At 60.8% G+C, this 22,384-nt stretch carries 20 protein-coding genes; 7 read left to right on the top strand and 13 right to left on the bottom strand.

Features of this window, described 5'->3' with window-relative positions; all coding sequences use genetic code 11:
* Nucleotides 1-35: 35 nt before the first annotated feature.
* On the top strand, nucleotides 36-506 hold the full coding sequence (locus V7714_RS01645) for an Lrp/AsnC ligand binding domain-containing protein (protein ID WP_290332683.1): 471 nt from the start codon (nucleotides 36-38) through the stop codon (nucleotides 504-506).
* Between the two features lie 95 nt (nucleotides 507-601).
* On the opposite strand, the gene V7714_RS01640 is transcribed toward V7714_RS01645, so the two are convergent.
* On the bottom strand, nucleotides 602-2,347 hold the full coding sequence (locus V7714_RS01640; protein WP_335387515.1) for a M14 family metallopeptidase: 1,746 nt from the start codon (nucleotides 2,345-2,347) through the stop codon (nucleotides 602-604).
* A gap of 312 nt (nucleotides 2,348-2,659) precedes the next feature.
* Between V7714_RS01640 and V7714_RS01635 the strand changes: the two genes are divergently transcribed.
* Nucleotides 2,660-4,204 carry a methyl-accepting chemotaxis protein gene (locus V7714_RS01635; protein ID WP_335387514.1) on the top strand — a complete coding sequence of 515 codons (1,545 nt, stop codon included), beginning with the start codon at nucleotides 2,660-2,662 and terminating at the stop codon, nucleotides 4,202-4,204.
* A 3-nt stretch (nucleotides 4,205-4,207) separates the two neighbouring features.
* On the opposite strand, the gene V7714_RS01630 is transcribed toward V7714_RS01635, so the two are convergent.
* The gene (locus tag V7714_RS01630) at nucleotides 4,208-4,630 is read right to left on the bottom strand and encodes a hypothetical protein (RefSeq protein WP_335387513.1); all 423 of its coding nucleotides are present in this window, start codon (nucleotides 4,628-4,630) and stop codon (nucleotides 4,208-4,210) included.
* Nucleotides 4,631-4,721: 91 nt separating this feature from the next.
* The gene (locus V7714_RS01625; protein WP_335387512.1) at nucleotides 4,722-5,582 is read right to left on the bottom strand and encodes a LysR family transcriptional regulator; all 861 of its coding nucleotides are present in this window, start codon (nucleotides 5,580-5,582) and stop codon (nucleotides 4,722-4,724) included.
* Nucleotides 5,583-5,696: 114 nt separating this feature from the next.
* Here V7714_RS01625 and V7714_RS01620 point away from each other — a divergent pair, with 114 nt between their 5' ends.
* Both V7714_RS01620 and V7714_RS01615 read left to right on the top strand, forming a co-directional pair.
* On the top strand, nucleotides 5,697-6,428 hold the full coding sequence (locus V7714_RS01620; RefSeq protein WP_335387511.1) for a CTP synthase C-terminal region-related (seleno)protein: 732 nt from the start codon (nucleotides 5,697-5,699) through the stop codon (nucleotides 6,426-6,428).
* The gene (locus V7714_RS01615; RefSeq protein WP_335387510.1) at nucleotides 6,425-6,766 is read left to right on the top strand and encodes an antibiotic biosynthesis monooxygenase family protein; all 342 of its coding nucleotides are present in this window, start codon (nucleotides 6,425-6,427) and stop codon (nucleotides 6,764-6,766) included. Before V7714_RS01620 ends, V7714_RS01615 begins: the two co-directional genes overlap by 4 nt.
* Nucleotides 6,767-6,830: 64 nt before the next feature.
* Here the strand turns inward: V7714_RS01615 and V7714_RS01610 are convergent, their stop codons facing one another.
* The 3 genes from V7714_RS01610 to speB all read right to left on the bottom strand — a co-directional run bounded on the left by V7714_RS01610 (nucleotide 6,831) and on the right by speB (nucleotide 13,354).
* Nucleotides 6,831-8,171, bottom strand: coding sequence for an alkaline phosphatase D family protein (locus tag V7714_RS01610; protein ID WP_335387509.1), 1,341 nt, complete (start codon nucleotides 8,169-8,171; stop codon nucleotides 6,831-6,833).
* Between the two features lie 379 nt (nucleotides 8,172-8,550).
* Complete coding sequence (locus V7714_RS01605) at nucleotides 8,551-11,964, bottom strand: TonB-dependent receptor (RefSeq protein ID WP_335387508.1); 3,414 nt, start codon at nucleotides 11,962-11,964, stop codon at nucleotides 8,551-8,553.
* Between the two features lie 424 nt (nucleotides 11,965-12,388).
* The gene (gene speB / locus V7714_RS01600) at nucleotides 12,389-13,354 is read right to left on the bottom strand and encodes an agmatinase (protein WP_335387507.1); all 966 of its coding nucleotides are present in this window, start codon (nucleotides 13,352-13,354) and stop codon (nucleotides 12,389-12,391) included.
* Nucleotides 13,355-13,659: 305 nt separating this feature from the next.
* On the opposite strand from speB, the gene V7714_RS01595 reads away from it, so the two are divergent.
* A complete protein-coding gene (locus V7714_RS01595; protein WP_335387506.1) occupies nucleotides 13,660-15,534 on the top strand; it encodes a GGDEF domain-containing protein in 1,875 nt (624 codons plus the stop codon).
* An 82-nt stretch (nucleotides 15,535-15,616) separates the two neighbouring features.
* Here the strand turns inward: V7714_RS01595 and V7714_RS01590 are convergent, their stop codons facing one another.
* From V7714_RS01590 to V7714_RS01580, 3 genes are all read right to left on the bottom strand, one after another.
* Nucleotides 15,617-16,126 (bottom strand): DUF6265 family protein, encoded by a 510-nt coding sequence (locus V7714_RS01590; protein ID WP_335387505.1) that lies wholly within the window; start codon nucleotides 16,124-16,126, stop codon nucleotides 15,617-15,619.
* Nucleotides 16,127-16,141: 15 nt separating this feature from the next.
* Entirely contained in the window at nucleotides 16,142-16,579 is a 438-nt protein-coding gene (locus V7714_RS01585) for a YybH family protein (protein WP_335387504.1), read from the bottom strand.
* Nucleotides 16,580-16,660: 81 nt separating this feature from the next.
* Entirely contained in the window at nucleotides 16,661-17,134 is a 474-nt protein-coding gene (locus tag V7714_RS01580; protein WP_335387503.1) for a VOC family protein, read from the bottom strand.
* A 145-nt stretch (nucleotides 17,135-17,279) separates the two neighbouring features.
* On the opposite strand from V7714_RS01580, the gene V7714_RS01575 reads away from it, so the two are divergent.
* Both V7714_RS01575 and V7714_RS01570 read left to right on the top strand, forming a co-directional pair.
* Nucleotides 17,280-18,569 carry an NAD(P)/FAD-dependent oxidoreductase gene (locus V7714_RS01575; protein ID WP_335387502.1) on the top strand — a complete coding sequence of 430 codons (1,290 nt, stop codon included), beginning with the start codon at nucleotides 17,280-17,282 and terminating at the stop codon, nucleotides 18,567-18,569.
* A gap of 145 nt (nucleotides 18,570-18,714) precedes the next feature.
* A complete protein-coding gene (locus V7714_RS01570) occupies nucleotides 18,715-19,206 on the top strand; it encodes a hypothetical protein (RefSeq protein WP_335387501.1) in 492 nt (163 codons plus the stop codon).
* 130 nt (nucleotides 19,207-19,336) lie between these two features.
* On the opposite strand, the gene V7714_RS01565 is transcribed toward V7714_RS01570, so the two are convergent.
* The 4 genes from V7714_RS01565 to kdpE all read right to left on the bottom strand — a co-directional run bounded on the left by V7714_RS01565 (nucleotide 19,337) and on the right by kdpE (nucleotide 22,379).
* Nucleotides 19,337-19,921, bottom strand: a complete 585-nt coding sequence (locus tag V7714_RS01565; protein ID WP_335387500.1) for a GNAT family N-acetyltransferase — start codon at nucleotides 19,919-19,921, stop codon at nucleotides 19,337-19,339.
* 25 nt (nucleotides 19,922-19,946) lie between these two features.
* Nucleotides 19,947-20,909 carry an amino acid kinase family protein gene (locus V7714_RS01560; RefSeq protein WP_335387499.1) on the bottom strand — a complete coding sequence of 321 codons (963 nt, stop codon included), beginning with the start codon at nucleotides 20,907-20,909 and terminating at the stop codon, nucleotides 19,947-19,949.
* On the bottom strand, nucleotides 20,906-21,364 hold the full coding sequence (locus V7714_RS01555; RefSeq protein ID WP_335387498.1) for a PTS sugar transporter subunit IIA: 459 nt from the start codon (nucleotides 21,362-21,364) through the stop codon (nucleotides 20,906-20,908). The genes V7714_RS01560 and V7714_RS01555 overlap by 4 nt, the downstream gene beginning before the upstream one ends.
* 277 nt (nucleotides 21,365-21,641) lie before the next feature.
* Nucleotides 21,642-22,379 carry a two-component system response regulator KdpE gene (gene kdpE, locus V7714_RS01550; protein ID WP_335387497.1) on the bottom strand — a complete coding sequence of 246 codons (738 nt, stop codon included), beginning with the start codon at nucleotides 22,377-22,379 and terminating at the stop codon, nucleotides 21,642-21,644.
* Nucleotides 22,380-22,384 lie beyond the last annotated feature (5 nt).

Genomic DNA, 22,384 nt, shown 5'->3' with positions numbered 1-22,384 from the left:
TCCGGCCATATAGCTCTTCACCGGATAAACCACCATTGAACCTTGATATCGACCGGATTGACCGCAAAATACTGCGCGAGCTGCAGGATGACGGCCGCATTGCCAATGTAGACCTTGCCAAGCGAATTGGCCTGTCGCCCACCGCCTGCCTGGAGCGGGTAAAGCGGCTGACACGCGACGGCTACATCCTGGGCTACGGTGCCCGCCTTAATCCGGAAAAACTCAGCGCCGGGCTACTGGTCTTTGTAGAAGTGCTACTGGACCGCACCACCCCGGAGGTGTTCGAACGCTTCAAGCTGGCGGTGACAGACCGGCCAGAGGTGCAGGAATGCCACCTGGTGGCAGGCGGATTCGACTACCTGGTCAAGGCACGGGTGCGCGACATGAAGGCTTACCGGGATTTCCTGGCCGGCACCCTGCTCAGCCTGCCCGGTGTGCGCGAGACGCATACCTATGCCGTGATGGAAGAGGTCAAGGAATCAGGCACCATCCATATCCCGCCATAAAAAGCCGAGACCCTGCTACCCGGCAAAGCAGCAGCCAGCAAGCTGTAAAAAATGCCCGCTGTTCACACAGCGGGCATGTCCAGACTACTCCCTGATCAGTTCAATTGCAGGAAGGTCGCGGTCACCGCCCCCCAGTTACCCGAAGCATCACGCGACCGTACATACACCATATGTTTGCCCAGGCTCAGGCTGCTGGTACTGATGGTGGCGCGTATACCCTCGGTCTTGGCATTGAAACTGCCGTCCGTAGCCGTCATGGCCCAGGGCACGGCACCTGGCGCCCAAGGCGGGGTGTCGATGTAATATTCGGCCGCCGCAATGTTCTGGGTGGCCTCGGTGCCATTGCTGTTATTGAAGCGGGTATCCGTCGCCGAACCCGTCAAGGTCACCTGGGTACCTCGCGGCACCCCGGTAGTCGCCGCCGTACCGCTCAGCGCCACCGTAGTCACATCCGGCCCAGCCGGGGTGATGTAAGGCGTACGCACTACCTTGGCGGCATATATCAAAGCCTGCAGGTTCTGCGGTTTGATGGTGCTGTTGTAGGACGTGCAGCTCTGGAAGAACGATGTACCCAGCTCAAACGTATACGCCGCCACACCCAGCTCACCGTAGCTGACGGCATCGCTGGTACCGTCCGTGGGATAGAGACCCACCGACTGCTGCGGCGTGTAGTTATTGAAGTAGGCAAATTTGCGCCCGAGCGTCTGCAAGGCCGTGCCATTAGGGGCAGCGCTGGAGCGATCACCCCATGGCCATAGCACCAGTTGGCTGTAGCTGTGAATATCCAGGTGGATACCGCTGGTGGTGGCAGGTGCGGCATCGCCCACATTGGGGCCACGCGAATCAGGCCAGAGCGTGCGCACATAGGCCTCGATCGCCTGGGTCTCCGGCTCGGAGGCAGGTGCAGGCCCACGATAGGTAGCGTTGCATTGACTACCACTGGATCCCGTACCGCCGGTGGAGTTCCAACTGTGGGTGAAATTACGGTTCAGGTCGGCCCCACGGCTGTTGCTGGTCGCCCCGCAATAAGCCTGGTTGGTGTTCTTGCGCCAGGACAAACCCGTCTCCGCCCGCTTGCGGCCGTCGGGGTTGGTATGCAGCAGCATATGTATCTCGTGGTGGTCCAGCAGCCAGGTGGCATCCGCATTGGTGCCATAGCCATTGACCAGCCAGCGGGCGAATTCCAGCACCAGCGGTGCCGTGGTGTATTCACGGGCATGGATGGCCGAATTGATGAACAGCTTGGGCTTGCTGCCCGTCACGGCACTATTGGTCAGCTTCAGCACCCGCATATCGTAACCACCCAGCCCATTCTTCTTCTGCCAGGAATCACCGATATCGCTCCAGCTGGCCAGGGCAGGCTTGCTAGCCACAAAGCCCTGCGCTGCGGTAAAGGTTTCCTCTACCGTCTCATAACAGCTGTAGCCGGGTATCGAATACAGGTTCACATCATCGATAGGCTGCCCTTTGGTCAGGCGCTGGCGCATCAGGTTCTGCACCTGCCCCAGCACCTGCTTGCGCTGCGACATGAACCGCTCGGCCGGCTTGATACGGAAGCCAAACTGCCGCAGCTTGCCCATGTCCTCACGGTTAAGCTCCATCACCAGGTAGCCGCTCTCGTAGTTGGCCTCCAGTACCGCATGGTGAAAGGTGATGGCCGCCTTGCGTGCCAAGTCCAGCGAAGGAAAGTGGGCCTCATAGACATTACCGGCAGATTTGTCCTCCTCCAGCATGTCCAGCACGCGCAAGCCCTGCCCCATGGCAGCCGAGTCATGCGCCGAAGCCAGCGGCGCAGCACAGGCAAGGACAGCAGCGACACATGCAATTTTCTTATACGACATTGCGTTTCTCCTTTGTTGTTTGCACTACGTAAGTAGCACCAGAGAAGGTCCTTCCTGGCACCCTGCTTGCCGCCACGCCAACCCGGATCAGGATTGCCCGGCACAAGTACGGTAAGCCGCTGCCTGCACGGCCGATTTGGTTATCAAATCAGCATGCGCGAGGATTAATTTTTTGCTGGTTTTTCAGTGCCTTCCGACACAAAGTCCTATCGCAATGTCACAAGGTGTTGCATGCATGCAAAGAACAGGAAAGCCTTGCCTTCGCGCCAGCGTTTGCCAGACTGATTAAATATTCCCGCCCCAGTTGCCATTATGCAATCTCCCTCCTTACGCCGGCGCTTCTGGCTGGTTGGCCTTTGTGTCAGCCTGCTGGCCTGCGGCCTGCTAGCCCTCGCCCTATGGCATATGCGCGGGCTGTCCGCCACCATCGATGCCAGCCTGGCCCGCAATCTGGCCGCCAACGAAAGCTTGCTGCTGCTCGAGAACGCCCATGTTCACTTCAAGATACAAGTACAGGAGTGGAAAAACATCCTGCTCAGGGGCAGCGACCCACAGATGCTGGAACGTTACCGCCGCCAACTGATGCAGGAAGGCGAGCAGACCCGCACGCTGCTGGCACTACTAGAGGAACGTTGGCGCAACCAGGGACGCGAGGCCGCCACCATCCAGCAGCTGATCAGCAGCCAGCGCAGCGTAGAGGCACGCTACCTGCAGGCCTTGCAAGCCCAGGACCCCACCCTGCCATTCAATGGCCAGCTGCTGGATCAACAACTGGTCGGAGTTGACCGTGCCCTGACCCAGCGTTTGTTTGAACTGGTCAGCAAGGAGGAAGCCCGCTTCAACCAGCAACTTGAGCAGGGTCGGCGGGATATCGCCGGCAGCGCGGCATCGGCCAGGACGCAATATCTTTGGTGGGCACTGCTGGGTGCGGCGGGCATCAGCCTGTTGCTGGTCTGGATAGGTCGCTGGCTGTTTCAGCTATTGGGTGGCGAGCCCGCCTATGCTACCCGGGTGGCGCATGCCATCGCCGCAGGCGACCTGAGCCAGCAGATCGGCTCGCCCGGGCAGCGACTGGGCTCCAGCCTGCTGGCGGCCATGCAGGACATGCAGACGACGCTCAACGGCCTGCTGCTGGAGGTCAGGGAATCAGCCGAGCAGCTGGCTGATGCCGCCAGCCAGGTGGGGGCAGCCGCCAGCATGGTAGGCAGCGCTACCAGCGAGCAGGCTGCCAGCCTGGAGCAGACCAGCGCAGCCATCGCCGAGATCGGCAGCACCTCACAGCACAGCGATGACCAGGCCCAGATGGCCGCTCGTATCGGCCTGCGCACCGCCGAGGTAGCACAGAGCGGGGGTGATGCCGTGCGGCAAAGCCTGGATGCCATCCGCGCCATAGCCGACAGGATCAAGGTTATCGACGAGATTGCCTACCAGACCAATATGCTGGCCCTGAATGCCGCGATAGAGGCCGCCCGCGCCGGTACAGCGGGCAAGGGCTTTGCCGTCGTTGCCGGTGAAGTACGCCGGCTGGCCGAGCACAGCCAGAAGGCTGCCCGCGAGATAGGAGAGCTGGCAGAACATAGCGTGGAGCAGGCAGCATCCGCCGGCAAGGTGCTGGACGAACTGGTGCCAGAAAGCCAGGAGACCGCCAAGCTGGTTGCCGCCATTGCCCAGGACACCAGCGAGCAGCGCGGCAGCCTGCAACAGACACAAACGGCCCTGGGTCAGCTGTCACAAGGCGCGCAGCAAAACGCCTCAGCCTCGGAAGAACTCTCTGCCATTGCCCATCAGTTGCATGCGCGTGCAGACGACCTGCATGCCTTGCTGCTGCGCTTCAAGCTGACTGACAAACCATCCTAAGCATCATCCAGCCCGCTTGGCGCCGCGCAACACCAGATAAGCCGCATAGAAGAAGAACACGGCGAACAGGCCATCCCCCGCACCATAGACCGCATAGAACATCCCGGTCAGCGGCGCCTGGGCAAACAGTACCGGCAAATCTGCCCCATTGTTCGACAGCCACAGCAGCCAGTTGCCCAGATAAAGCAGCTTCTCGACGCCAAACACCAGCAGCAGCCAGGGAACCTGCCCATACTGGCGCCAGATGGACGCATAGGCCGCCCCCCACAGCATGATGGCAAAGAGCCCCAGGGTGGAGAACACCTCAGGGTCTGGCTCGCTCAAGCCGGCGTTGCTAAACCCTGCAGAGAAAACCAGAACGCCCAGTATGTTGTACGCGCCCGCCAAAAGCAGGCCACGGCTGATCAGCGGGTGGGGGTGATTCATGAGAGGCTCCGTCCATCACAAGCCTTTAGCGTAGCACCTGCCGTGAAGCGACGGCACTGTGTCGTTCAGATACAGCAAGCCAGGCACGTGGTCACGAAGGCACCAGCAATTCCATATGTCCCGCCAAGGCCTCCATCAGCACCGATACCGAGCGCAGCGCCCGGCAATCCGGCCGCGTCAGCAACCAGAGCTGAGTCGTGCAGCCGGGCAATGGCGGCGTCAGTGCTTGCAGGTCTTGTACGATCAGAAAATCGGGCAGCACGGTCAGGCCCAAGCCTGCGCGCGCCAGACTGGCGGCCGACAGCAGGCTGTTACAGTGAAATCGCGGTTCCACCCCTGGGTAATGCTGGCGCCGCCATCGGACGGACGCGTGATCAGGCAAGAAATCATCCGGTGCTATCCAGTCCATCTCCGACCAAGGCCTGTCTCCCTGGGCACGCAGATAGTCGGCATGACCACATAGCTGGTAGGGCACCTCGCCCAGGCAGCGGCCAACCAGATGCTCGGGGGGTGTACGGGTCAGGCGTAGCGCCACATCCGCCTCGTGTCGGCTCAGATTGGCAAAATCGTTGGAGGCTATCAACTCCAGCCTCAGCGCCGGATACTTCGGCATAAAGCGCGCCAGGGCGGCTTGTAGCAATCCATGCAAGACAGTATCGGTACAGGTCAGCCGCACCGTACCACTGACGACATCCCCCTCCTGCAGCACCGCCAGCTGGGCCGCCGCCAACGCCTGCTCGGCCCGCTCTGCCTGCTCGGCCAAACGCAGGGCCATCTGCCCCGGCAGGTAGCCCGATCGGCCTTTCTCGAACAAGCTGCTACCCAAGCCTTGCTCCAGCCGGCGTATACCCCGGAACACCGTGGTCACATCCACCTGCAGCAACACTGCCGCCCTGGCCAAGGTGCCGCCACGCACCAGCGCCAACACCAGCATCAAGTCGTCATGGCTCACTTGCATTGCACAGTCGCAATCTCTTTTTGCATATATGCCAATATTCATTGCACCTACGCAAATATAGAGTGGACTGCATCACGCCAGCAAGCGGCGTTTCCTCAAGGACCAGCCATGTTGCACACCCCGCCCCTCCGCATTGCCCTGGTAGGCGACTACCAAGGCCAGGTTCTCGCCCACCAAGCCATTCCCCGAGCGCTTGAATTGGCCGCACTGGCACTGGACTGTGATCTGGCTCCCGTCTGGTTGCCCACCGACACACTACGTCAGGCCAGTGATCTGGATGGTTATGCCGGCATCTGGTGCGTACCCGCCAGCCCCTACCGCAGCACCGCAGGCGCCCTGACCGCAATACGCCATGCTCGCGAAACCGGCACCCCATTTCTCGGTAGCTGTGGCGGCTTTCAACACGCCGTGCTGGAGTACGCCCGGCATGTATTGGGCTGGCATGCGGCAGACCACGCCGAGACGGCCCCCATGGCTGAGCTGCCGGTCATCAGCCTCTTGAGCTGCGCCTTAGTAGAAGAAACCGGCCTGGTAGAACTGCGGGCCGGCAGCCGGCTGGCTGCTGCATACGGCACCACCCATGCACTGGAAGGTTACCACTGCCGCTATGGCATCAACCCGGCCCTGCAAGCCAGCCTGCTAGCGGGGCCGCTGACCGCTGTCGCGCATGATACGGCGGGCGAGGTACGGGCCGTCGAATTGACCAATCATCCCTTCTATATTGCTACCCTGTTCCAGGCCGAGCGTGGCGCACTGCAAGGACGCCTGCCAGCGCTGGTCGCCGCCTTTGTGCGTGCCTGCCAGCTCAAGCAGGCAAAGTACACGGTGCAACCCGCATGATCACCGCTACCGCTACCCCTACCCCATCCTACTACGCGGTGATCTTCACCAGCCGGCGCACCGATGGCGACTATGACTACGCTGCCACAGCCGAGGCCATGGTCAGGCTCGCCAGCCAGCAAGCAGGCTTTCTGGGGCTGGAATCAGTACGTGATGCCGATGGTAACGGCATCACCGTGTCGTACTGGGAGAGCGAGGCCGCCATCGCCGCCTGGCGCCGAAACGCCGAGCATACCCAGGCACGGCAACGTGGCCGGGCGCAATGGTACGCTGCATTCAGCGTGCGGGTTGCAAGGGTGGACCGCGCCTACGGGACAGAATTGGACCCACCGGCATAGTGTACCCATAAGCAAACAGCCAGGGCATAGCCCCGGCTGTTTGCTTATTCATGCCACTAGACCATCAGGGCTTGGGATGGCGCAGGGCCTGTGCTTCCAGCACCTGCTCCCACTTCTGCTCGCCCAAGTCGTTGATCACCTTCAGCACCAGCCGGCGCTCCTTCTTGTTGCCCTCAAAGCGCAGCTGGCAGAAGTTACGCTCGCCCATGACCACGGTACCCTGCACCACACCAGGCCGGTTACGCAGCTTCTCGTCGGCATACACGCCCGAGGTCAATGCAGAGCAGGTCAAATCATGCAGCGGATAGCTGCCCGGCCGCTCCAACTTACCCAGCTCGCTACGATGGACATCGCCGGACAGAAAGATCACGCCGTCTATCTTGGCATCCGCCAGAAACTTCAGGAAGTCCTCCCGCTCGGCCGGGTAGTCCACCCAGCTATCCCCACGCGGGCTCCTGCCCAGCATCTGGCTACCGCCAGCAATCACCTTGAAAGGCGCAGTAGAGGCCAGCAGGGCATTCTTCAACCAGTTCATCTGGGCTGGGCCGAACATGGCGCGGTTGCTGTCGGTCAGGCGATAGTCGTCGCGATACCAACGGTTATCCAACAAAAAGAAGTCAGCGTCGTTGTAGCTGAAGGTACTGAAAGCCCCCGGCACATCGGGCAGGCCGTAGCTGGGGTTGGCCCAGTAGCGCTGTTGCAGCTTGAGCGCCTCGCCCTTGAAGACAAAGCTCTTGTTGCTGTCATTGGGGCCGTAGTCATGGTCATCCCAGATGGCAGCATGGCCGCCCACCTGCAGGATTTCCTGCAGATAACCCTGGCTGCGGTCACGCTGCCAGCGATAGGCCATACCCGCCGGGCTATCGTAATCAACCTCGCGGTAATACAGATTGTCGCCCAACCACACGGTCAGATCCGGCTTTTGCGCTGCCATGGTCTTGAAGATGCTCAGGTGGCGATCGCCATAGGGCTTGCCCGGCCGGTCGTAGCCTGGCTCATTGCCATAGTTGCAGGAGCCCGCCAGCACGGTGAAATCCGGCGCATCGGTGCGCCACTGCCACAGCGCCTGGGTGGCAAAACTATAGACCTTGCCACCCGCCGCAGGCTTGTCGTTCAGCACCACCCGGTAGCTGTAGCGGCGGCCCGGTTCCAGCCCGAACACGGTGATATGGCCAGCGTATTGTGCCTCGGCTGTCAGTGCCAGTGGTGCAGTACGGCGCTTGGCGGCCTGGGTGCCCTCAGGCCAGTACTCTACGGTGGCACGGCTGGCGCCATCGGCTTGCAACCAGAGCGTCACACCGCGCAACGTGGGCGGCCCGGCCATGGGTCCGGCGGTCAGTTCGGCTGCGTAGGCAGGTGCTGCCAGCAGGCTGGCCAGTGCCAGGGAATACAGGGATTTCAGCATGTGTTTCTACCTCATACCAAGGGCAGCGCAACGCGCTGCGGGTGCCTAAAGGGGACATACGGCAGCACGGCCTGCCTTGCTCACTGCCTTAGAGCCTGTTCACGATGTTTTCACCCCGCCGCCGGTCCGGCCCTTCGGGTTCCGGGCATTGCCGGCAGCGGTCGGCGTTACAAGCCGCTTGCGGTACCCGTACCGCGGCGCGGCTTGCGCCTTGTCCGCTATCCGGCACTGCCCGGAACGCCGTGGCGAAAACATCGTGAACAGTCTTTTACAGGCCTGCAGCGTGGAACAAAAATGGGCTGGATGGAAGCCCCCATAAATGGAACAGGCGCCACAGACCTTGCGGTCTGCGGCGCCAGCGTAGGCTTTGCTGCGACGATTAGAACTCGTAGCGCAGCGTGCCCTGTACCGCCCACTGCGACTCACCCTTGGATTGGCGAGTCACCAGGTTCTCGACGCTGTCCATGGCGTAGACGTAGCGGCCTTGCGCATCCATACCCACATAGTTGACGAAGCTACGTGCCTGGCCGCCATTGGTCTGGAAACCCACTTCATCGATATGGCCCCAACGCTTGTTCAGCATATTGGCCACGTTGAGGAAGTCCAGCGTCAGCGAAGCCTTGTGGTGCTTGCTGAAGGCAAACAGCTCCTGCTTGATACGGATATCAAAGCTGTTAACGAAGGGCGAGAAGCTGCCGTTACGGCGGGTGGCCTTGCCGGCCGAATTGCGCAGCTCCTGGTGCTGGTTCACCACCTCCCAGAAGCGCTCTTCATTGGTGTGGCTCGTGGCCGTGTCACCAAGGAACACCACTTCACCCGAACCGGGGCGCGAAGGAATGTACATCAGGTCGTTACCGGCCAGGCCATCACCGTTCAAGTCATTCTTGAAGGTCCAGCTGTAGGGCTTGCCCTTGCGGCCTTCGTAGAACAGGCCCACGCTGGTCTTGAGGCCGCCAAACAGGCTGCGTTCCCAGTTCAGCGAGGCATTGACACGGTCACGGGTCAGGTAGGCCGAGTTGGCAGCCACTTCTTCGTTCGGGTTGAAGATGGAACGGCCAGCAAAGTTCGAGCCCGAGGTGGACGAATTCAGCGGGCTCACTTCAGTGGCGGAAGTACGGGTGAAGGCCAGCGACCAACCCAGGCCACCACGTGCCGGCTGGCTCAGCGACAGCGTGGTCGCGTTTCCGCTACCCTTGCTGGTGCTGCTGGCCATCAGCACATTGTTGAACTTCTCATTGCTCAGCGCCTTGGCACGCAGGCCATTACAGCCCGTCGCCGAAGTATTGCTGCTACCGTCATCACGCCAGCAGTTGGGGTTGTAGCCCTGTGCGTTGTAGTACAACTCACGGCCATCCTTACCGGTGGCGGTAGGCGCACCCAGGTTCAGGTTGCGGTAGTAGATACCGGTACGGGTATTGGTGTAGACCCATTCAGCGCCCAGCACCAGACCGCCCCATGGCAATTCGTGATCAAACGCCAGGTTGGCTTTCCACACCGAAGGCTGGGTCAGCCCGTCTTCGATCAGATCCACGTTGACTGCCGGCACGGCACCCGTGAAGTTGGTGCGCTGGTTGTTGGGGTCCGCACTGAACACACCACCGGTGGTCGGGCAGGCAGCAAAGCCGGAGATACCACAACCGACAATCTGGGTTGCCATACCGCTATTGGCATAGGGGTTACCCATCCACACATTGGCTGCAGCACCCTGGAACAGACCAAAACCGCCACGCAACTGAGTGGAACGAGCGCTATCTATCTTCAGGTTGAAACCGACGCGTGGTTGCACCAGCACTTCACCGTCCATGGTGTAAGTATTGTCTACACCGAAACCGCCAGTTTGGCGCACGTTGCCAACGACATTGCCTGCGACCATAGGCTTGGCTACTTCAGCGTTAGCCAGCGGTGTATCAGGCAGGCCCTGCCGGTCAAGGCGCAGGCCGTACATCAAGCTCAGGTTGCGGTCTATCTTCCAGGTATCCTGGGCAAACACACCAGTGTTCTGCACGGTGAACTTGGCGGCACCATCAGCACGAGTACGGCCAGCCAATGGGGCCTGCACCTGATAAGAGCTTGGGCGGCCTATACGGTAGTTCTCCAGCACGGCTGCGGCAACGCGCTCAGCCGAATCGCGCGAGCAGTTGACTGCACCCAAGCTATAGGTATAGGTGGCGCTGCTGTTCACACAGGCAAAGGTGTAATCGCCATTCACGTTTTGCAGGAAGGCATTGAAGATGTCGTTATCGGTGTAGTCCATACCGAACTTGACTTCATGCTCACCCAGCTGCCAGTTGGCGCCTACATAGGTATCCAGGGTCTTGGTACGCAGTTCGTTGAACTGGCGGCTGCGCTCGGTACCGAAGTTGAGCGAGCGGGTACCACCCATTACGCCCTCAGGCGAACCGGCCGGCAGGGCACCAGCGTAATCCAGCTTGATGGCGGGCAGTTCGCTGTTCTTGTTGGGCACGCTGTCATAGTCGCGCTGCGACAGCTTGAACTCGGTGGAGAAATCCGGCGTCCACTTGGCGAACCATTGGCCCACCGTGGTCTCAATCACTTTCTCTTGGGTATACCAGTGCGAGGACAGCGACAGCGAACGGGTGCCGAAATTGTTGTAGAACGGCTCACTCTGTTCGGTCTTGGTATAGCGGAAGCTGGCACGGTGGTCGTCGTTGATATTCCAGTCCAGCTTCAGCAGGCTGTCCTTGACCTTCAGCTTGGTATCGGTGGGGGCTTCCCAGCCGCCGATCTCCATGCCGTACTGGCTGCGGCTCAGTTCCTGCACTGCATTGATGGTGGCCGGGGAGATGCCGACGTTGGTCAGGCTGCTACCCAGTGGGCCGAAGTCGGGCGAGGAACGGCTGCTTTCCATCTCTTCGTAGTTGGCGAAGAAGAACAGCTTGTCCTTGATGATGGGGCCGCCCAAGGTAAAGCCGGTAGTGGTTTCATCAAAGCCCGGTGCCTTGGTATAGCTGTCGCTGCTGCGGTTGTAACGATCGCCAGCGCCGTTCTCGTCACGGTACACATAGTAGGCGCTGCCGTGGAACTCGTTGGTGCCCGACTTGGTCACAGCATTGATGTTGGCACCGGTATAACCGGTCTGCGACACATCGTAGTTGGAGATATTGACCTGCACCGACTGGATGGCATCGATCGAGATCGGCTGCTTGGCCGTCGGCATATTGTTGGCCTCAAGGCCAAAAGTGTCGTTGATGGTCACGCCATCAATGGTCACCGAGTTGTAGCGGCTGTTCTGGCCACCGGCCGAAATCTCGCCGCGCTCCTTGTCGGACTGCGACAGGCGTGGGTCGGCCCGGGCATAGTCTTGCAGGTTGCGCTGGATGGAGGCCTGGGCTTCCAGATCGCGGCGGCTGATATTGGTGGTCGCACCCATGGAGGACGAGCTGAACTTGCTGGAGCGGCTACGGCCAGTCACCTTGATTTCTTCGGCGCCCGATTTGCCCAGGGTAACGCTGTGGTTAAAGGTCTCGGCCAGGGGCAGCACGATATCGTCCGCCTTCTCGCTGGCGCCGTCCTTGCTGATGACGATGGTGTAGGGACCGCCCACACGCAGACCACGCGCCACATAGCGGCCATCCGCGCCGGAGGTGGCCGTCGCAGTGGAGCCCGACTCCATGTGCTTGATCACCACCTGTGCGCCGGCAACCGGCTTGCCATCGGCCCCGGTTACCAGACCGGTCACCGAAGAAGAGGTATTCTGCGCCAATGCTGGCGCTACCAACACGGCAACTGCCAGACTGACGGCGGTACGCGAGAAATTGTTGAAAGGAAACATGTTCTAGCCCTGGTTTAAAAAATAGCAGCCGCACTCACACGAAAGTTTCGTGTAAGCTTATCGCGGCGAGACCCCGGCATTCTGGTTACCATTTGTTACAAAATCACTTCATTTCCGCATAAGCTTATCGCCCGAACCTAGGCGCACTTACCCGCGTCGCATGAAAGCACGCCGAAAAATTTAAAAAATCTATTTTATTTCAATCACTTGAATTAAAGCGTTCACTCTAAAATGGCCAAATCGTTGCAAAAATGCGCCACTCATAAAATGTTGCAAAAAACACGCAGATTACAATACTGAATTTTGTTTTGAATACAGAGGCTTGGAGTCAAGCCCTTCTGTCAATACCCTTACCGTCAAGTCGCGGCGCAACAAAAAAGGGCAGCCCTAGGCTGCCCTCTTGTCATATCAACCACCCCAGTGCTTAGAGGTGGCCCTTGAGCTTCTGATTGCGTAGCACGCACAGCAGATCAGCGGCAATATGGGCTGCTGCCAATGCCGTGATTTCGCTCTGGTCAAACGGCGGCGAGACCTCTACCACATCCATGCCTATCAGCCTGACCGGCTCCATGCCACGAATGATGTGCAGGGCCTGGGCACTGCTGAGGCCTGCCGGCACCGGGGTGCCAGTGCCCGGTGCAAAGGCCGGGTCCAGGCAGTCGATATCAAAGGTCAGATAGGTCGGGTTGTCGCCTACGATCTCGATAATGCGCTCCAGGGTGGCCTGCGCGCCGTTGGCATGCACCCAGGGTGCATCCAGCACGTTCATGCCCATGAAGTCATCATTCCAGGTCCGTATGCCCACCTGTACCGAACGCTTGGGGTCGATCAGGCCGTCCTTGATCGCCTTGTAGAACATGGTGCCGTGGTTCAGGCTGTCCGGGCTGTCGTCCGCCCAGGTATCGCAATGGGCATCGAAATGGATCAGGCTCAGCGGTTTGCCAAACTTCTCGGCATGGGCCTTCAGCAAGGGGTAGGTGATGTAGTGGTCGCCGCCAAAGGTCAGCATCTTGGCACCGCTGGCCAATATGGTACGGGCATGCTCGACGATGCTGGGTGTGATGGTGAGCGGGTTGTGGGCATCAAACCAGCAATCACCGTAGTCAATCACGGCCAGGTCGTCGAACGGGTCAAAACCCCATGGAAAAGGCTTGAGCTCGGCCAGTTGTACGCTGGCGGCACGCACCGCCGCTGGCCCAAGCCGGGCGCCGGGGCGGAAGGTCACCGCCAGATCCAGCGGCACGCCGCTGATCACCACATCCGCACCAGTCAGATCGCGGGTGTATTTGCGGCGCATGAAGCTGAGCACGCCTGCATAGGTATTCTCGATACTGGAACCATAAAGGCCATCGCGACGGATAGCGCCGTCGCCGTAGATCGGTTGGGTCATGCAACATCTCTCCGATAAGGGTATTGCCGGTCCTGTGCAAAGGGAAGCTGACACTGGCAGCACCCATGCGCCGCACGAGTGCTTGGCACTCCGCCGACGGCTCCCATCCATCTTTCAACAGCCGACGCGTGAAGGCTGCGCAGGCCCACAAGGCCCGCAGGCGAAGCTTAAAGGCTATGCCCCGAAAGCTCAATTTCCCTGATCGGCATCGGCACGCATACCGCGCTGGCATGACAAACCGATTCGAACCAGCAAGCCCGCATTGAGTGTCATATGGTTAGTGTGTGCCCCCTCACCCTGCAACCATGCCCAATCAACGCAGCCAACACCGTCTGGACTACTTCCTAGCCGGCCTGCTTGCCCTTGCCAGCCTTGGGGTACAAGGCGGTGTGGATTGGACCGCCATGGAACAACGGGCGGCCGACGACCCCATCAAGGTGCGCGAGGAAACACTCAAGCTCAGCCGTGAGCTGCAGGCCAATGGCGACAAGCAGGAGGAGCTGGCAGCGCTGCGCCTATTGGCCATCACCTCTGCCCAGATGGAGCACTACGCCGATCTGGACATTATCCTGGCGCGCGGCCTGATGCTGGCACGGGAGCTGAAGCAGCCCGGCAGTGAGTCCACCCTGCTGTCGCTACGTGGGCGCTTGCTGGCACAAAGCGGCAAACAAGCCGAGGCCATGCGAGACCTGGACGCCGCCATCAGCCTGGCCGAACGTAACAAGCGACAGCGCGAACTGGCCTCCGCCCTGCAGGAAAAAGCCCGCTTGCTGCAAGGTGAGAGTCGGTTCAACGAGGTATTGCCGCTGCTGTTTCGCGCCCACGCCCTGTTCGATAGCCTCAAGCTGACGGCAGATGTCAGCGGCGTGCTCAACGACATTGGCAATGCCTACAGCACGTTGGGGGATGAAGGCCAGGCGGTGGACTATTACCGCCGCAGCCTGGTGGGCCTGAACCCGGCGCGGGATCGCCACGCCTTGTCGGTACGGCAATACAATATTGGCGTCAGCCTGTCGCGCCTGGAGCGGTGGCAAGAGGCTGGCGACACCTTGCGCGAAGCGCTGGCCCACTCCGAAGCGCTGAACGACGCGACCGGCGTAGCCTATGCCCGCTTCAGGTTGGGTGCCATCGACCTGAAGCAAGGGCGAACTGATGCCGCCTTGCAGCAGCTTGATCTCGCCTTGCAGGAGTTCCGCCGCACCCATCTTCAAGACATGCTGTTTGGCACGCAGTTGGCGCGAGCCGAGGCACTGGCCGGGCGTGATGTCCGTGCCGCCATGGCGGCGATGGCCGAGGCCGAGGCCATCTTCAAGCAGAACCCCACCGCCCCCCGCAAGCTGATGCTGCACAAAACCAGCAGCCTGGTCTACAAGCAACAAAGCCGCTACCGGGAGGCGCTGGCCGAGCTGGAAGCCTGGGTACAGGCGAACAAGGCCAATGACGAACAGTTCAACCGTAAGCTCACCACCGAGATGCAAGCCCGGTTTGACAGCGAGCGCAAGGAAGCTGACAACGCGCTGCTGAAATCCGAACGCCGCCGCCAAGCGGCCGAACTGGAAGCCGGCAAAAGCCGCCGCCTGCTATTGCTGTTGGGCCTGCTATGCAGCGTCATCGCCATTGCCACACTGGCCTTTGTATTGCTGCGGCAGGTCAGGCAGAAGCAGCGCTATGCGGCCCTCGCCATGCATGACGAACTGACTGGCGCCCCGAATCGCCGGCATATCCTGGCGTATGGCCAGCGACAATTGCAGGCCTGCCGCGAAGAAGGCCTGCGATTCTCATTGGCGGTGATTGATCTGGACCATTTCAAGTCCATCAATGACCGCTACGGCCATGAAGTCGGTGACACCGTGCTGCGGCGCTTCGCCCAGGTTTGCCAGCCCACGCTAAGGCGCGGCGATAGGCTGGGCCGGGTAGGCGGCGAAGAATGGCTGCTGATCATGCCCGCTACCCATAGCAGCGAAGTCCCCCTGGTGTTCGAGCGCATGCGTCAACACCTGCAGGCGCCACAAGAAGACCTGCCTGCCGAGCTGGTCATCGCCTTCAGCATGGGCGCAGCCGAGGCCCAGCCCGGCGAAAGCTTCGAGCGCCTGATGCGGCGCGCAGATGCCGCCATGTATCGGGCCAAGCAGCAGGGTCGCGACCAACTGGTCATCGCCCGGCCCAGCGAGGCAAGCTAGAAACGATAACGCAGCAGTAGCAATACCACCTGGCCTGTGCGGCGCACCGTCCAGCCAGAAAAATGGGGGTAAGCCAAGCGGCTCAAGGCGCTGATGGCGCCTCACAGCTCGTACGGACCATGGGGAAATCCCGCGACTTTGCCTGCCCCTTGATCTGGCCCTCTATCCGGGCCAGCAAACTGCCATCAGGCTGCAGGCGGTACAGGATGCGCTGCGGAAAATCATGCGCCAGATTCTCGAACACCAGCGAACGCCCTTCCGCCCTCAGCAACTTGAACGTGGCCTCCGCCTGGCCGGAAGGTTTGGCGGTATAAGCCAGCTGACCATCCGCCACATGGATGCGCAGGTATTCGAACTCCCGCGTCTGGCCCTTGACCACAATACGCGATACGCCCAGCAGCATGCCGCCAGCGGGCTGTGACCATATCTCGACCGAACCCGGCTCGCGCTGGCTGTGCTGCCAGCAGCCACTGAGCCAGGCCAAGCCATCGACAGCGCTGGTCGTATCGGCAGGCGTCTGCTTGGCATCACCCGCCCAGCTCAGCAATGGCAGCACCAGCAGGCAGCCCCTTAGCAACGGCAACAATTTCATGGTGTCCACCCTACTCTATGGTTTGGCGCAATCGCATGCTGGGTTGCCCTTATCGAACACCACCTTCCAAACGCCTGGTGCCTCCTGCCGCCAGACTGAATTGAAGGTCGCCACGATCTTGCCGGCAGGGTCGCGCACCGGCCCGCTGCTATGCGCCAGTGTGCCCGAGGCCAGCACTTCCACCGATTGGGGTTCCCAGGAGAAAGGCGCAGCCGCGCCCTCGAAGAACCCCTTCCACCCCGCAGCCACCTCTGCCTTGCCGTGCAGCACCTTGCCGCCCCCGAAAAACACAGCCTCGTCCGACAAGAAACGGGAGAACGCCGCGTGATCGCGATCTGCCATAGATTTGGCAAAAGACCGTTCTGCATCAGCCACCTGCGCTTGCAAGGCAACGTGGTCCACCTTGGGGTCCACCTTGTGGTCCAATTCAGCGGCGGCAGCGGTCATACTCATGGTCGGGCTCATGGCGACAATCAGCAAAGATAGAAATCGTTTGGGCAAGGTAGGGCGCTCCGGACATCGTGATGCTCGTGGCTATGGGTTCTCGGCAGACCAGGTTTTCATGCGTTCCTGCAGCTCGGCCTCGGTCAGGTCTTCCAGATGGGTGGCGATATGCCAGCTATGCCCAAACGGATCGGACACGCTACCCACCCGGTCGCCATAGAACTGGTCGGCCACCGGCCGGTCCAGCTTGCCTCCGGCAGCCACTGCCTGCGCCACCACGGCATCCACGTCCTCCACATAAAACATCAGGGTGCTGGTGCGGCCCTTGAGGGTATGCGGGCTGATGGCGCCCCAAGCGGGGAACTCATCCGACAGCATCACCCTGGAATTGCCCAACTGTATCTCGGCATGCGCAATCTTGCCGGCTTCGTCCGGCATGGTCAGTACCACTGTTGCACCAAAGGCACGCTGATAAAAATCCAAGGCTGCATGGCCGTCATGGACGGTGATGTAGGGCGTGATGCTGTAATAGCCATCAGGGATGGCGCGTGTTGCCTTGCTCATGGAGACCTCCGGGTTTGTGCTTGTGCAAACAGTGTAGATAAGCGCAATCCGTTTTGCCGGCCGTGCAATATCCGCATCGGCTTGTAAAGCATATTCAACAGTGCTAGCTTGCTGCCAGTACCTCGACCACGTCCGGAAACCCGCCATGCTGAAGTACGATCGCCAGCCGCATATCGACTCCTACTACGTCGCCAGCACCCCCGACATCCCCAGCTACCCCGCACTCGACGGCAGCACACAGTGCGATATCTGCGTGGTCGGCGGTGGCCTGGCAGGGCTGTCCAGCGCCTTGAATCTGGCCGAGCGTGGCTACAGCGTGGTGCTGCTGGAGGGCTCCCGCCTCAGCCATGGCGCATCAGGCCGTAATGGCGGCCAGGTCATCAACGGCTATGCCTGCGATATGGATACCCTCAGCCGGGCCGCCGGCGAGACTGCCGCCAAGGCCATGTGGGACATGTCGCTGGAGGCCATAGACATTATTGAAGAGCGCATACAGCGCCATCAGATTGATTGCGACTGGGAGCGCGGCCACACCCTGGCCGCCGTCAAACCCGCCAAGTTCGAAGAACTGGTGCAATGGCAGGCCGAGGCAGAACGCCGCTTTGGCTACCGCCACTACACGCTGTGGGACAAAGCCGAGCTGCGCCAGCATCTGGATAGCCCACGCTACTGCGGTGGGCTGTACGACGCCCTCGGCGGCCACATCCACCCGCTCAAATACGCCCTGGGGCTGGCCCGTGCAGCGCATGCTGCTGGCGCCCGTCTGTACGAGAACACCCCCGTTACCCGTATCGAGCAAGGTGCCCAGGCCAAGGTCCACACCGCCAGCGGTGTAGTGAGCTGCAAGCAACTGATCCTGGCGGCCAATGTCTCCATGGGTGATCTGGCGCCCGCCTTGGGCAACAAGATCATGCCGGTGGGCACCTATGTCATCACCACCGAGCCACTAGGTGAAGCCCGTGCGCAATCATTGATCAACCCGAATTTTGCCGTCGCCGACACCCAGTTCGTACTGGATTACTACCGCCTCACCCGCGACCATAGACTGCTGTTTGGCGGCAAGGTCAGCTACTCCGGCCTGCCCCCACCCAACCTGGCCAGTGCCATGCGCAGCGACATGCTGCGGGTATTCCCCCAACTCGCCGATGTGCGGATAGACCATGCATGGGGTGGCTTTGTCGATATCACCATGAGCCGGGCGCCGCACTGGGGCAGGCTGTCTCCCAATGTCTATTTCTGCCAGGGTTTCTCCGGCCACGGCGTTGCCGTGACCGGCCTCGCTGGCCGGCTGATCGCCGAGGCCATTGCCGGCCAGAATGAGCGCCTGGACCTGTTTAGCCAGATCAACCACCACCCCTTTCCTGGCGGCAAACTGCTGCGCATGCCCAGCTTGGTGCTGGGCATGGCTTGGTACAGGCTGCGTGACTACTTTTAATCCTAGCAAGCTGATACGGTTGTTTTTACAACGTCAGCGATGGCCTACTAACCCCCAGCTTGGCATTGAGCAAGACTGCGGCTGATAATCTCGCGCAGCCAGCCTACCCTAGATTCCTACTCGCCCTTACTTAGACAGGAAGCCAGTGAAACGCTCCACCCTCCTTCCCCTGATCTCCTGGATACTGCTGGGTAGCCTTGCCATGGCCAACGTGCCAGCGACTGCCGCACCAACCCATACCGACCCGCAAACAAGTGTGAGCCAAGTCAAGGCCTACGCCGAATTGTCGGTGGCAGAGAAAAAAGCGCTGCACGCCAATTATGAATCCATCCAACCTGGTGACGAGCCTCCATACCCGCTCTATGGCATGAAAGACATCAATGCTCGGATACAGTTGCTCTCAATTCAGGAGGACGAACTGGGCCAGAGCAAGGATGGTCAGATAATCGCCACAGTACAGGTCGATAGCAAAGGTATGCCGCTCGCCGTCAGTATCTATAAGGCCCCCGACATACCAGTCAGCAACTTTGTGGTAGGCCTGTTGATGAAAACCCGCTTCAAGCCGGCCAAATGTTCAGGCAAGCCCTGCCAGATGGATTTCTACTATGAAACCCAGTTGCCAAAAACAAGCAAGTAAGCGTTTCAGCTAGACCGCCTCTTCGGCAAGCTCCAGGATTTAGCGGACACCGCCAAGCCAAATCAGTCACCTTCCCAAGCGGCAAACTTCTGCGCCTACCCAGCTCGGTGCTGGGCAGGCATGGCTATTTCTAGCCGTGTCGCATGTCGCTCTTGCAAGCCACGGCATGAACACTCTCTGGCGGGTGGCCAGCTTTCACCGTTTGGATCGCCGGCGCAATGGACTTGCGTAGAACCAGGCTCTGATAGCTGCGGCCGGTAAAGCGCAGTGACTCGGCCAGGATGTAGCCCTTGCGCAGGTAGTAGGCCAGCAAGTGGCGCGCCTGCTGGGGTGTATCCAGTGCCAGGGCATGGCAGCCCTGTCCCTGTGCCCATCGCTCTGCCATGCGCAGCAAGGCATCCCCTACCCCGCGGCGTTGCCAGTCTGGCTCCACCGCAAACTGGTGTACGCTGGCCACACCGGGCTCCCGGTAGGCATCGGCATCACTATGGGGCAAAGTCCCATATACCGTCAGTGTGCCGACCAGTTGGCCGTTCACTTCCGCCACAAAGCCTTGCCCACGCGCCAGGCGTGCTTCGGTAGCGGCTGGCCGTTGCCGAGCGCTGGCACAATCCAGGCCCATACGCGCCATAGGGGCGAAAGCACGGTGCAAAAGTCCCGTCAGTACCTCGGCAGAGTCCTTGCCCTGCCAAGGCCGCAGCAAGACTGGGGGCATCCATGGTCTGTCCATGCCCAGCACCTCAGAAGCGCACAACACGCTTGCGCTCAACCTGGAAATCCGGCCGCAGCAAGCTGTCGCAATCGTGAAAGTATCGCGAGCTGTCCGCCAACAGGCTGGCACCGCTGCGGCGGCATAAGGCCATGCCACAGCCCTCTTCCGTCAACAGCTGGCTAAGCAGCGCATGCGGTACACCTGCCTCCACCAAGTGCACAGTACTCACCCCATGGTCCAGCGCATCCAGGGCAGCGCGTACCGTGGTGGCACCAAGGGCTTCCGAGTGCTCGCCCAACCAGACCTCCAACTGGGCACGGCTGTTCAAGCCGTCGTGGCTATCCACCGCATGCAGCACATCACCGTTCACCATCAGTACCAGTGTGTTGGCCTTCAAGCGTTGCGCCAGCAGGCTGCCGATTGTTTCCGGCAACAGCAATTGATCATTGCCATCCGCGTCGGGCGCCATCGGCATGATCACAGGCAACAAGCCATTGGCCTGCATGGTCTGCAGCAGGCTTGCATCCAGCGCGGCAACTTCCGCGGCCCGGCCAGCCGTAGTGGGCGGGTTGGCGCGCAGCAATTGGCCATCCTGCCCGGCAAGCCCGATTGCCCTCGGGCCGTGCTGATTGATCAGCCGCACCAGTTCCAGATTGATTTCAGCCAGGGCCGTCCTCGTCACCTGGGTCGCTACCCGTTCGACCAGGCTGGCGCCCCCGGCAGCATGGAAGGCAGGGGCACCACCATGTATCAGTACGGCCTGGGCGCCCATCATGGCGAGCAGGCTGATGTCCTGCGCAAAGGTATGCCGTATGGCGGGGTCGTAGCTGGCCGTACCTGTAAAGACCACCACCACTGTCTGCCGCTGTAATGCCTGGACAAACGGCAGCGATCCCGCCAGCAGATCGGCATCAAGGCCTTGCAGACAGTGCTGGGCGTTTACCTTGGCAGGTGTCGCCATACCAGTGAAATGACGGACATTGGGGGTCATGATGCTTGGCTTTCGAGCAGGATACGACGCACATCGAAGGGAGTGGCGGCCGCGCGCAGCAGGGCGCGGAATGATCGCTCGCAGAACAGCCGGGCGGCATCGGCGAGAATTTGCAGGTGGTCCTGGCTGGCATGCTGGGGAACCAGCAAGAGGATGAGCTCGCCGACAGGTTTGCCGTCTGGCGCATCAAAGGCAATGGGCTGTTCGGGGCGGATGAACACCGCCAGCGGGGCGGAGAGGCCGGACAAGCGGGCGTGGGGTATGGCTACCCCCTGCCCCAATGCGGTCGAACCCATGCGCTCCCGCGCTTCCAGGCTACCGATGATGGGCTCGGCTGCCAGGCCATAGCGCCGCTGCAGGTGCCGCGCCACATACTCAAACAACTGGTGCCTGTTCTGCACCTTCGCATCAAGCAGGATGTCCTCTACAGGACACATTCGGGCCAAGGTATTCATGCTTATTCCCTACGTCCGGCCGGGGCTTGCAAACCCGCGCCCTGAGGCCACAGCGGGGCGATACCGGATGATGGAAGTGCGTGGATTGCGCTTATGCTTGCGAGCGTTGCGACATCCGGTATCGCCAGGAAAGTTTATGTGGCTGGACGTAAAGAAGGCATATAGAACGGTGCAGCGCAGCTAAAGATTGCGTAAAGCGGGTTTGATCCTGCTGTCCGATGGCGCATCCACGGCAAGCGCGCCGCGGTGCGCCAAACCCGCCAGGTAGCGGCTGCGGCTAGCCTGCTTGAGAGCGAGAGACACCGTGGGCGCCCGTGCCTTCATGCCCTACCCCCACCAGCCTGTACCCCACCCCCAGCTCAGTCACAAAATGCCTGGGCTGGCTGGGGTCCGCTTCCAGTTTCTGCCTTAGATTGCCCATATAGACGCGCAGATAGTGATCGCGCCCACTGGCGTTAGGCCCCCATACCGCCATCAGGAGTTGGTGATGGGTCATGACCCGGCCATGGCTTTTGATCAGGGCCGATAACAAGCGGTACTCGATGGGCGTAAGGTGAACGGCCGTGCCGCCACGGCTGACTTCGCGGCCGGCCAGATCCACGCTGATCTCGCCAAAGCACACCACAGGGATGCTGGGCTGGATATTGGCGCTGTTACGGCGCAGTTGCGCCCGCACGCGGGCCAGCAGTTCCGGTACACCAAAAGGTTTTACCAGGTAGTCGTCGGCGCCAGCGTCCAGCGCCGCTACTTTTTCTTCTTCGCGGTCGCGTGCCGACAACACGATAACCGGCGCTTGCGTCCAGTTGCGCAGTTCGCGTATCAGTTCGCGGCCGTCACGGTCGGGCAGGCCAAGGTCTACGATAAACAGCTCGGGCTGGCGGCTGGCAGCCTCGATCAGCGCCCTGGCCACGGTCTCTGCCTCAAACACGGTAAAACCTTCGGTTTCCAGCGCGGTACGGACAAAGCGCCGGATATGGGGATCATCTTCAACAATCAGCAGACGTTGCGCACTCATAGGCA

Source organism: Chitinimonas sp. JJ19 (assembly GCF_036961565.1).
Taxonomy (GTDB): Bacteria; Pseudomonadota; Gammaproteobacteria; order Burkholderiales; family Chitinimonadaceae; genus Chitinimonas.
The sequence above is the reverse complement of the archived record's forward strand: the minus strand, read 5'-3'. Positions and strand labels throughout refer to the sequence as shown.

Coding starts and splice junctions, on each gene's coding strand:
- V7714_RS01640 (WP_335387515.1), bottom strand. CDS start 2,347: ATGTCGTATAAGAAAATTGCATGTGTCGCTGCTGTCCTTGCCTGTGCT.
- V7714_RS01635 (WP_335387514.1), top strand. CDS start 2,660: ATGCAATCTCCCTCCTTACGCCGGCGCTTCTGGCTGGTTGGCCTTTGT.
- V7714_RS01630 (WP_335387513.1), bottom strand. CDS start 4,630: ATGAATCACCCCCACCCGCTGATCAGCCGTGGCCTGCTTTTGGCGGGC.
- V7714_RS01620 (WP_335387511.1), top strand. CDS start 5,697: ATGTTGCACACCCCGCCCCTCCGCATTGCCCTGGTAGGCGACTACCAA.
- V7714_RS01615 (WP_335387510.1), top strand. CDS start 6,425: ATGATCACCGCTACCGCTACCCCTACCCCATCCTACTACGCGGTGATC.
- V7714_RS01610 (WP_335387509.1), bottom strand. CDS start 8,171: ATGCTGAAATCCCTGTATTCCCTGGCACTGGCCAGCCTGCTGGCAGCA.
- V7714_RS01605 (WP_335387508.1), bottom strand. CDS start 11,964: ATGTTTCCTTTCAACAATTTCTCGCGTACCGCCGTCAGTCTGGCAGTT.
- speB (WP_335387507.1), bottom strand. CDS start 13,354: ATGACCCAACCGATCTACGGCGACGGCGCTATCCGTCGCGATGGCCTT.
- V7714_RS01595 (WP_335387506.1), top strand. CDS start 13,660: ATGCCCAATCAACGCAGCCAACACCGTCTGGACTACTTCCTAGCCGGC.
- V7714_RS01590 (WP_335387505.1), bottom strand. CDS start 16,126: ATGAAATTGTTGCCGTTGCTAAGGGGCTGCCTGCTGGTGCTGCCATTG.
- V7714_RS01585 (WP_335387504.1), bottom strand. CDS start 16,579: ATGAGTATGACCGCTGCCGCCGCTGAATTGGACCACAAGGTGGACCCC.
- V7714_RS01580 (WP_335387503.1), bottom strand. CDS start 17,134: ATGAGCAAGGCAACACGCGCCATCCCTGATGGCTATTACAGCATCACG.
- V7714_RS01575 (WP_335387502.1), top strand. CDS start 17,280: ATGCTGAAGTACGATCGCCAGCCGCATATCGACTCCTACTACGTCGCC.
- V7714_RS01565 (WP_335387500.1), bottom strand. CDS start 19,921: ATGCCCCCAGTCTTGCTGCGGCCTTGGCAGGGCAAGGACTCTGCCGAG.
- V7714_RS01560 (WP_335387499.1), bottom strand. CDS start 20,909: ATGACCCCCAATGTCCGTCATTTCACTGGTATGGCGACACCTGCCAAG.
- V7714_RS01555 (WP_335387498.1), bottom strand. CDS start 21,364: ATGAATACCTTGGCCCGAATGTGTCCTGTAGAGGACATCCTGCTTGAT.
- kdpE (WP_335387497.1), bottom strand. CDS start 22,379: ATGAGTGCGCAACGTCTGCTGATTGTTGAAGATGATCCCCATATCCGG.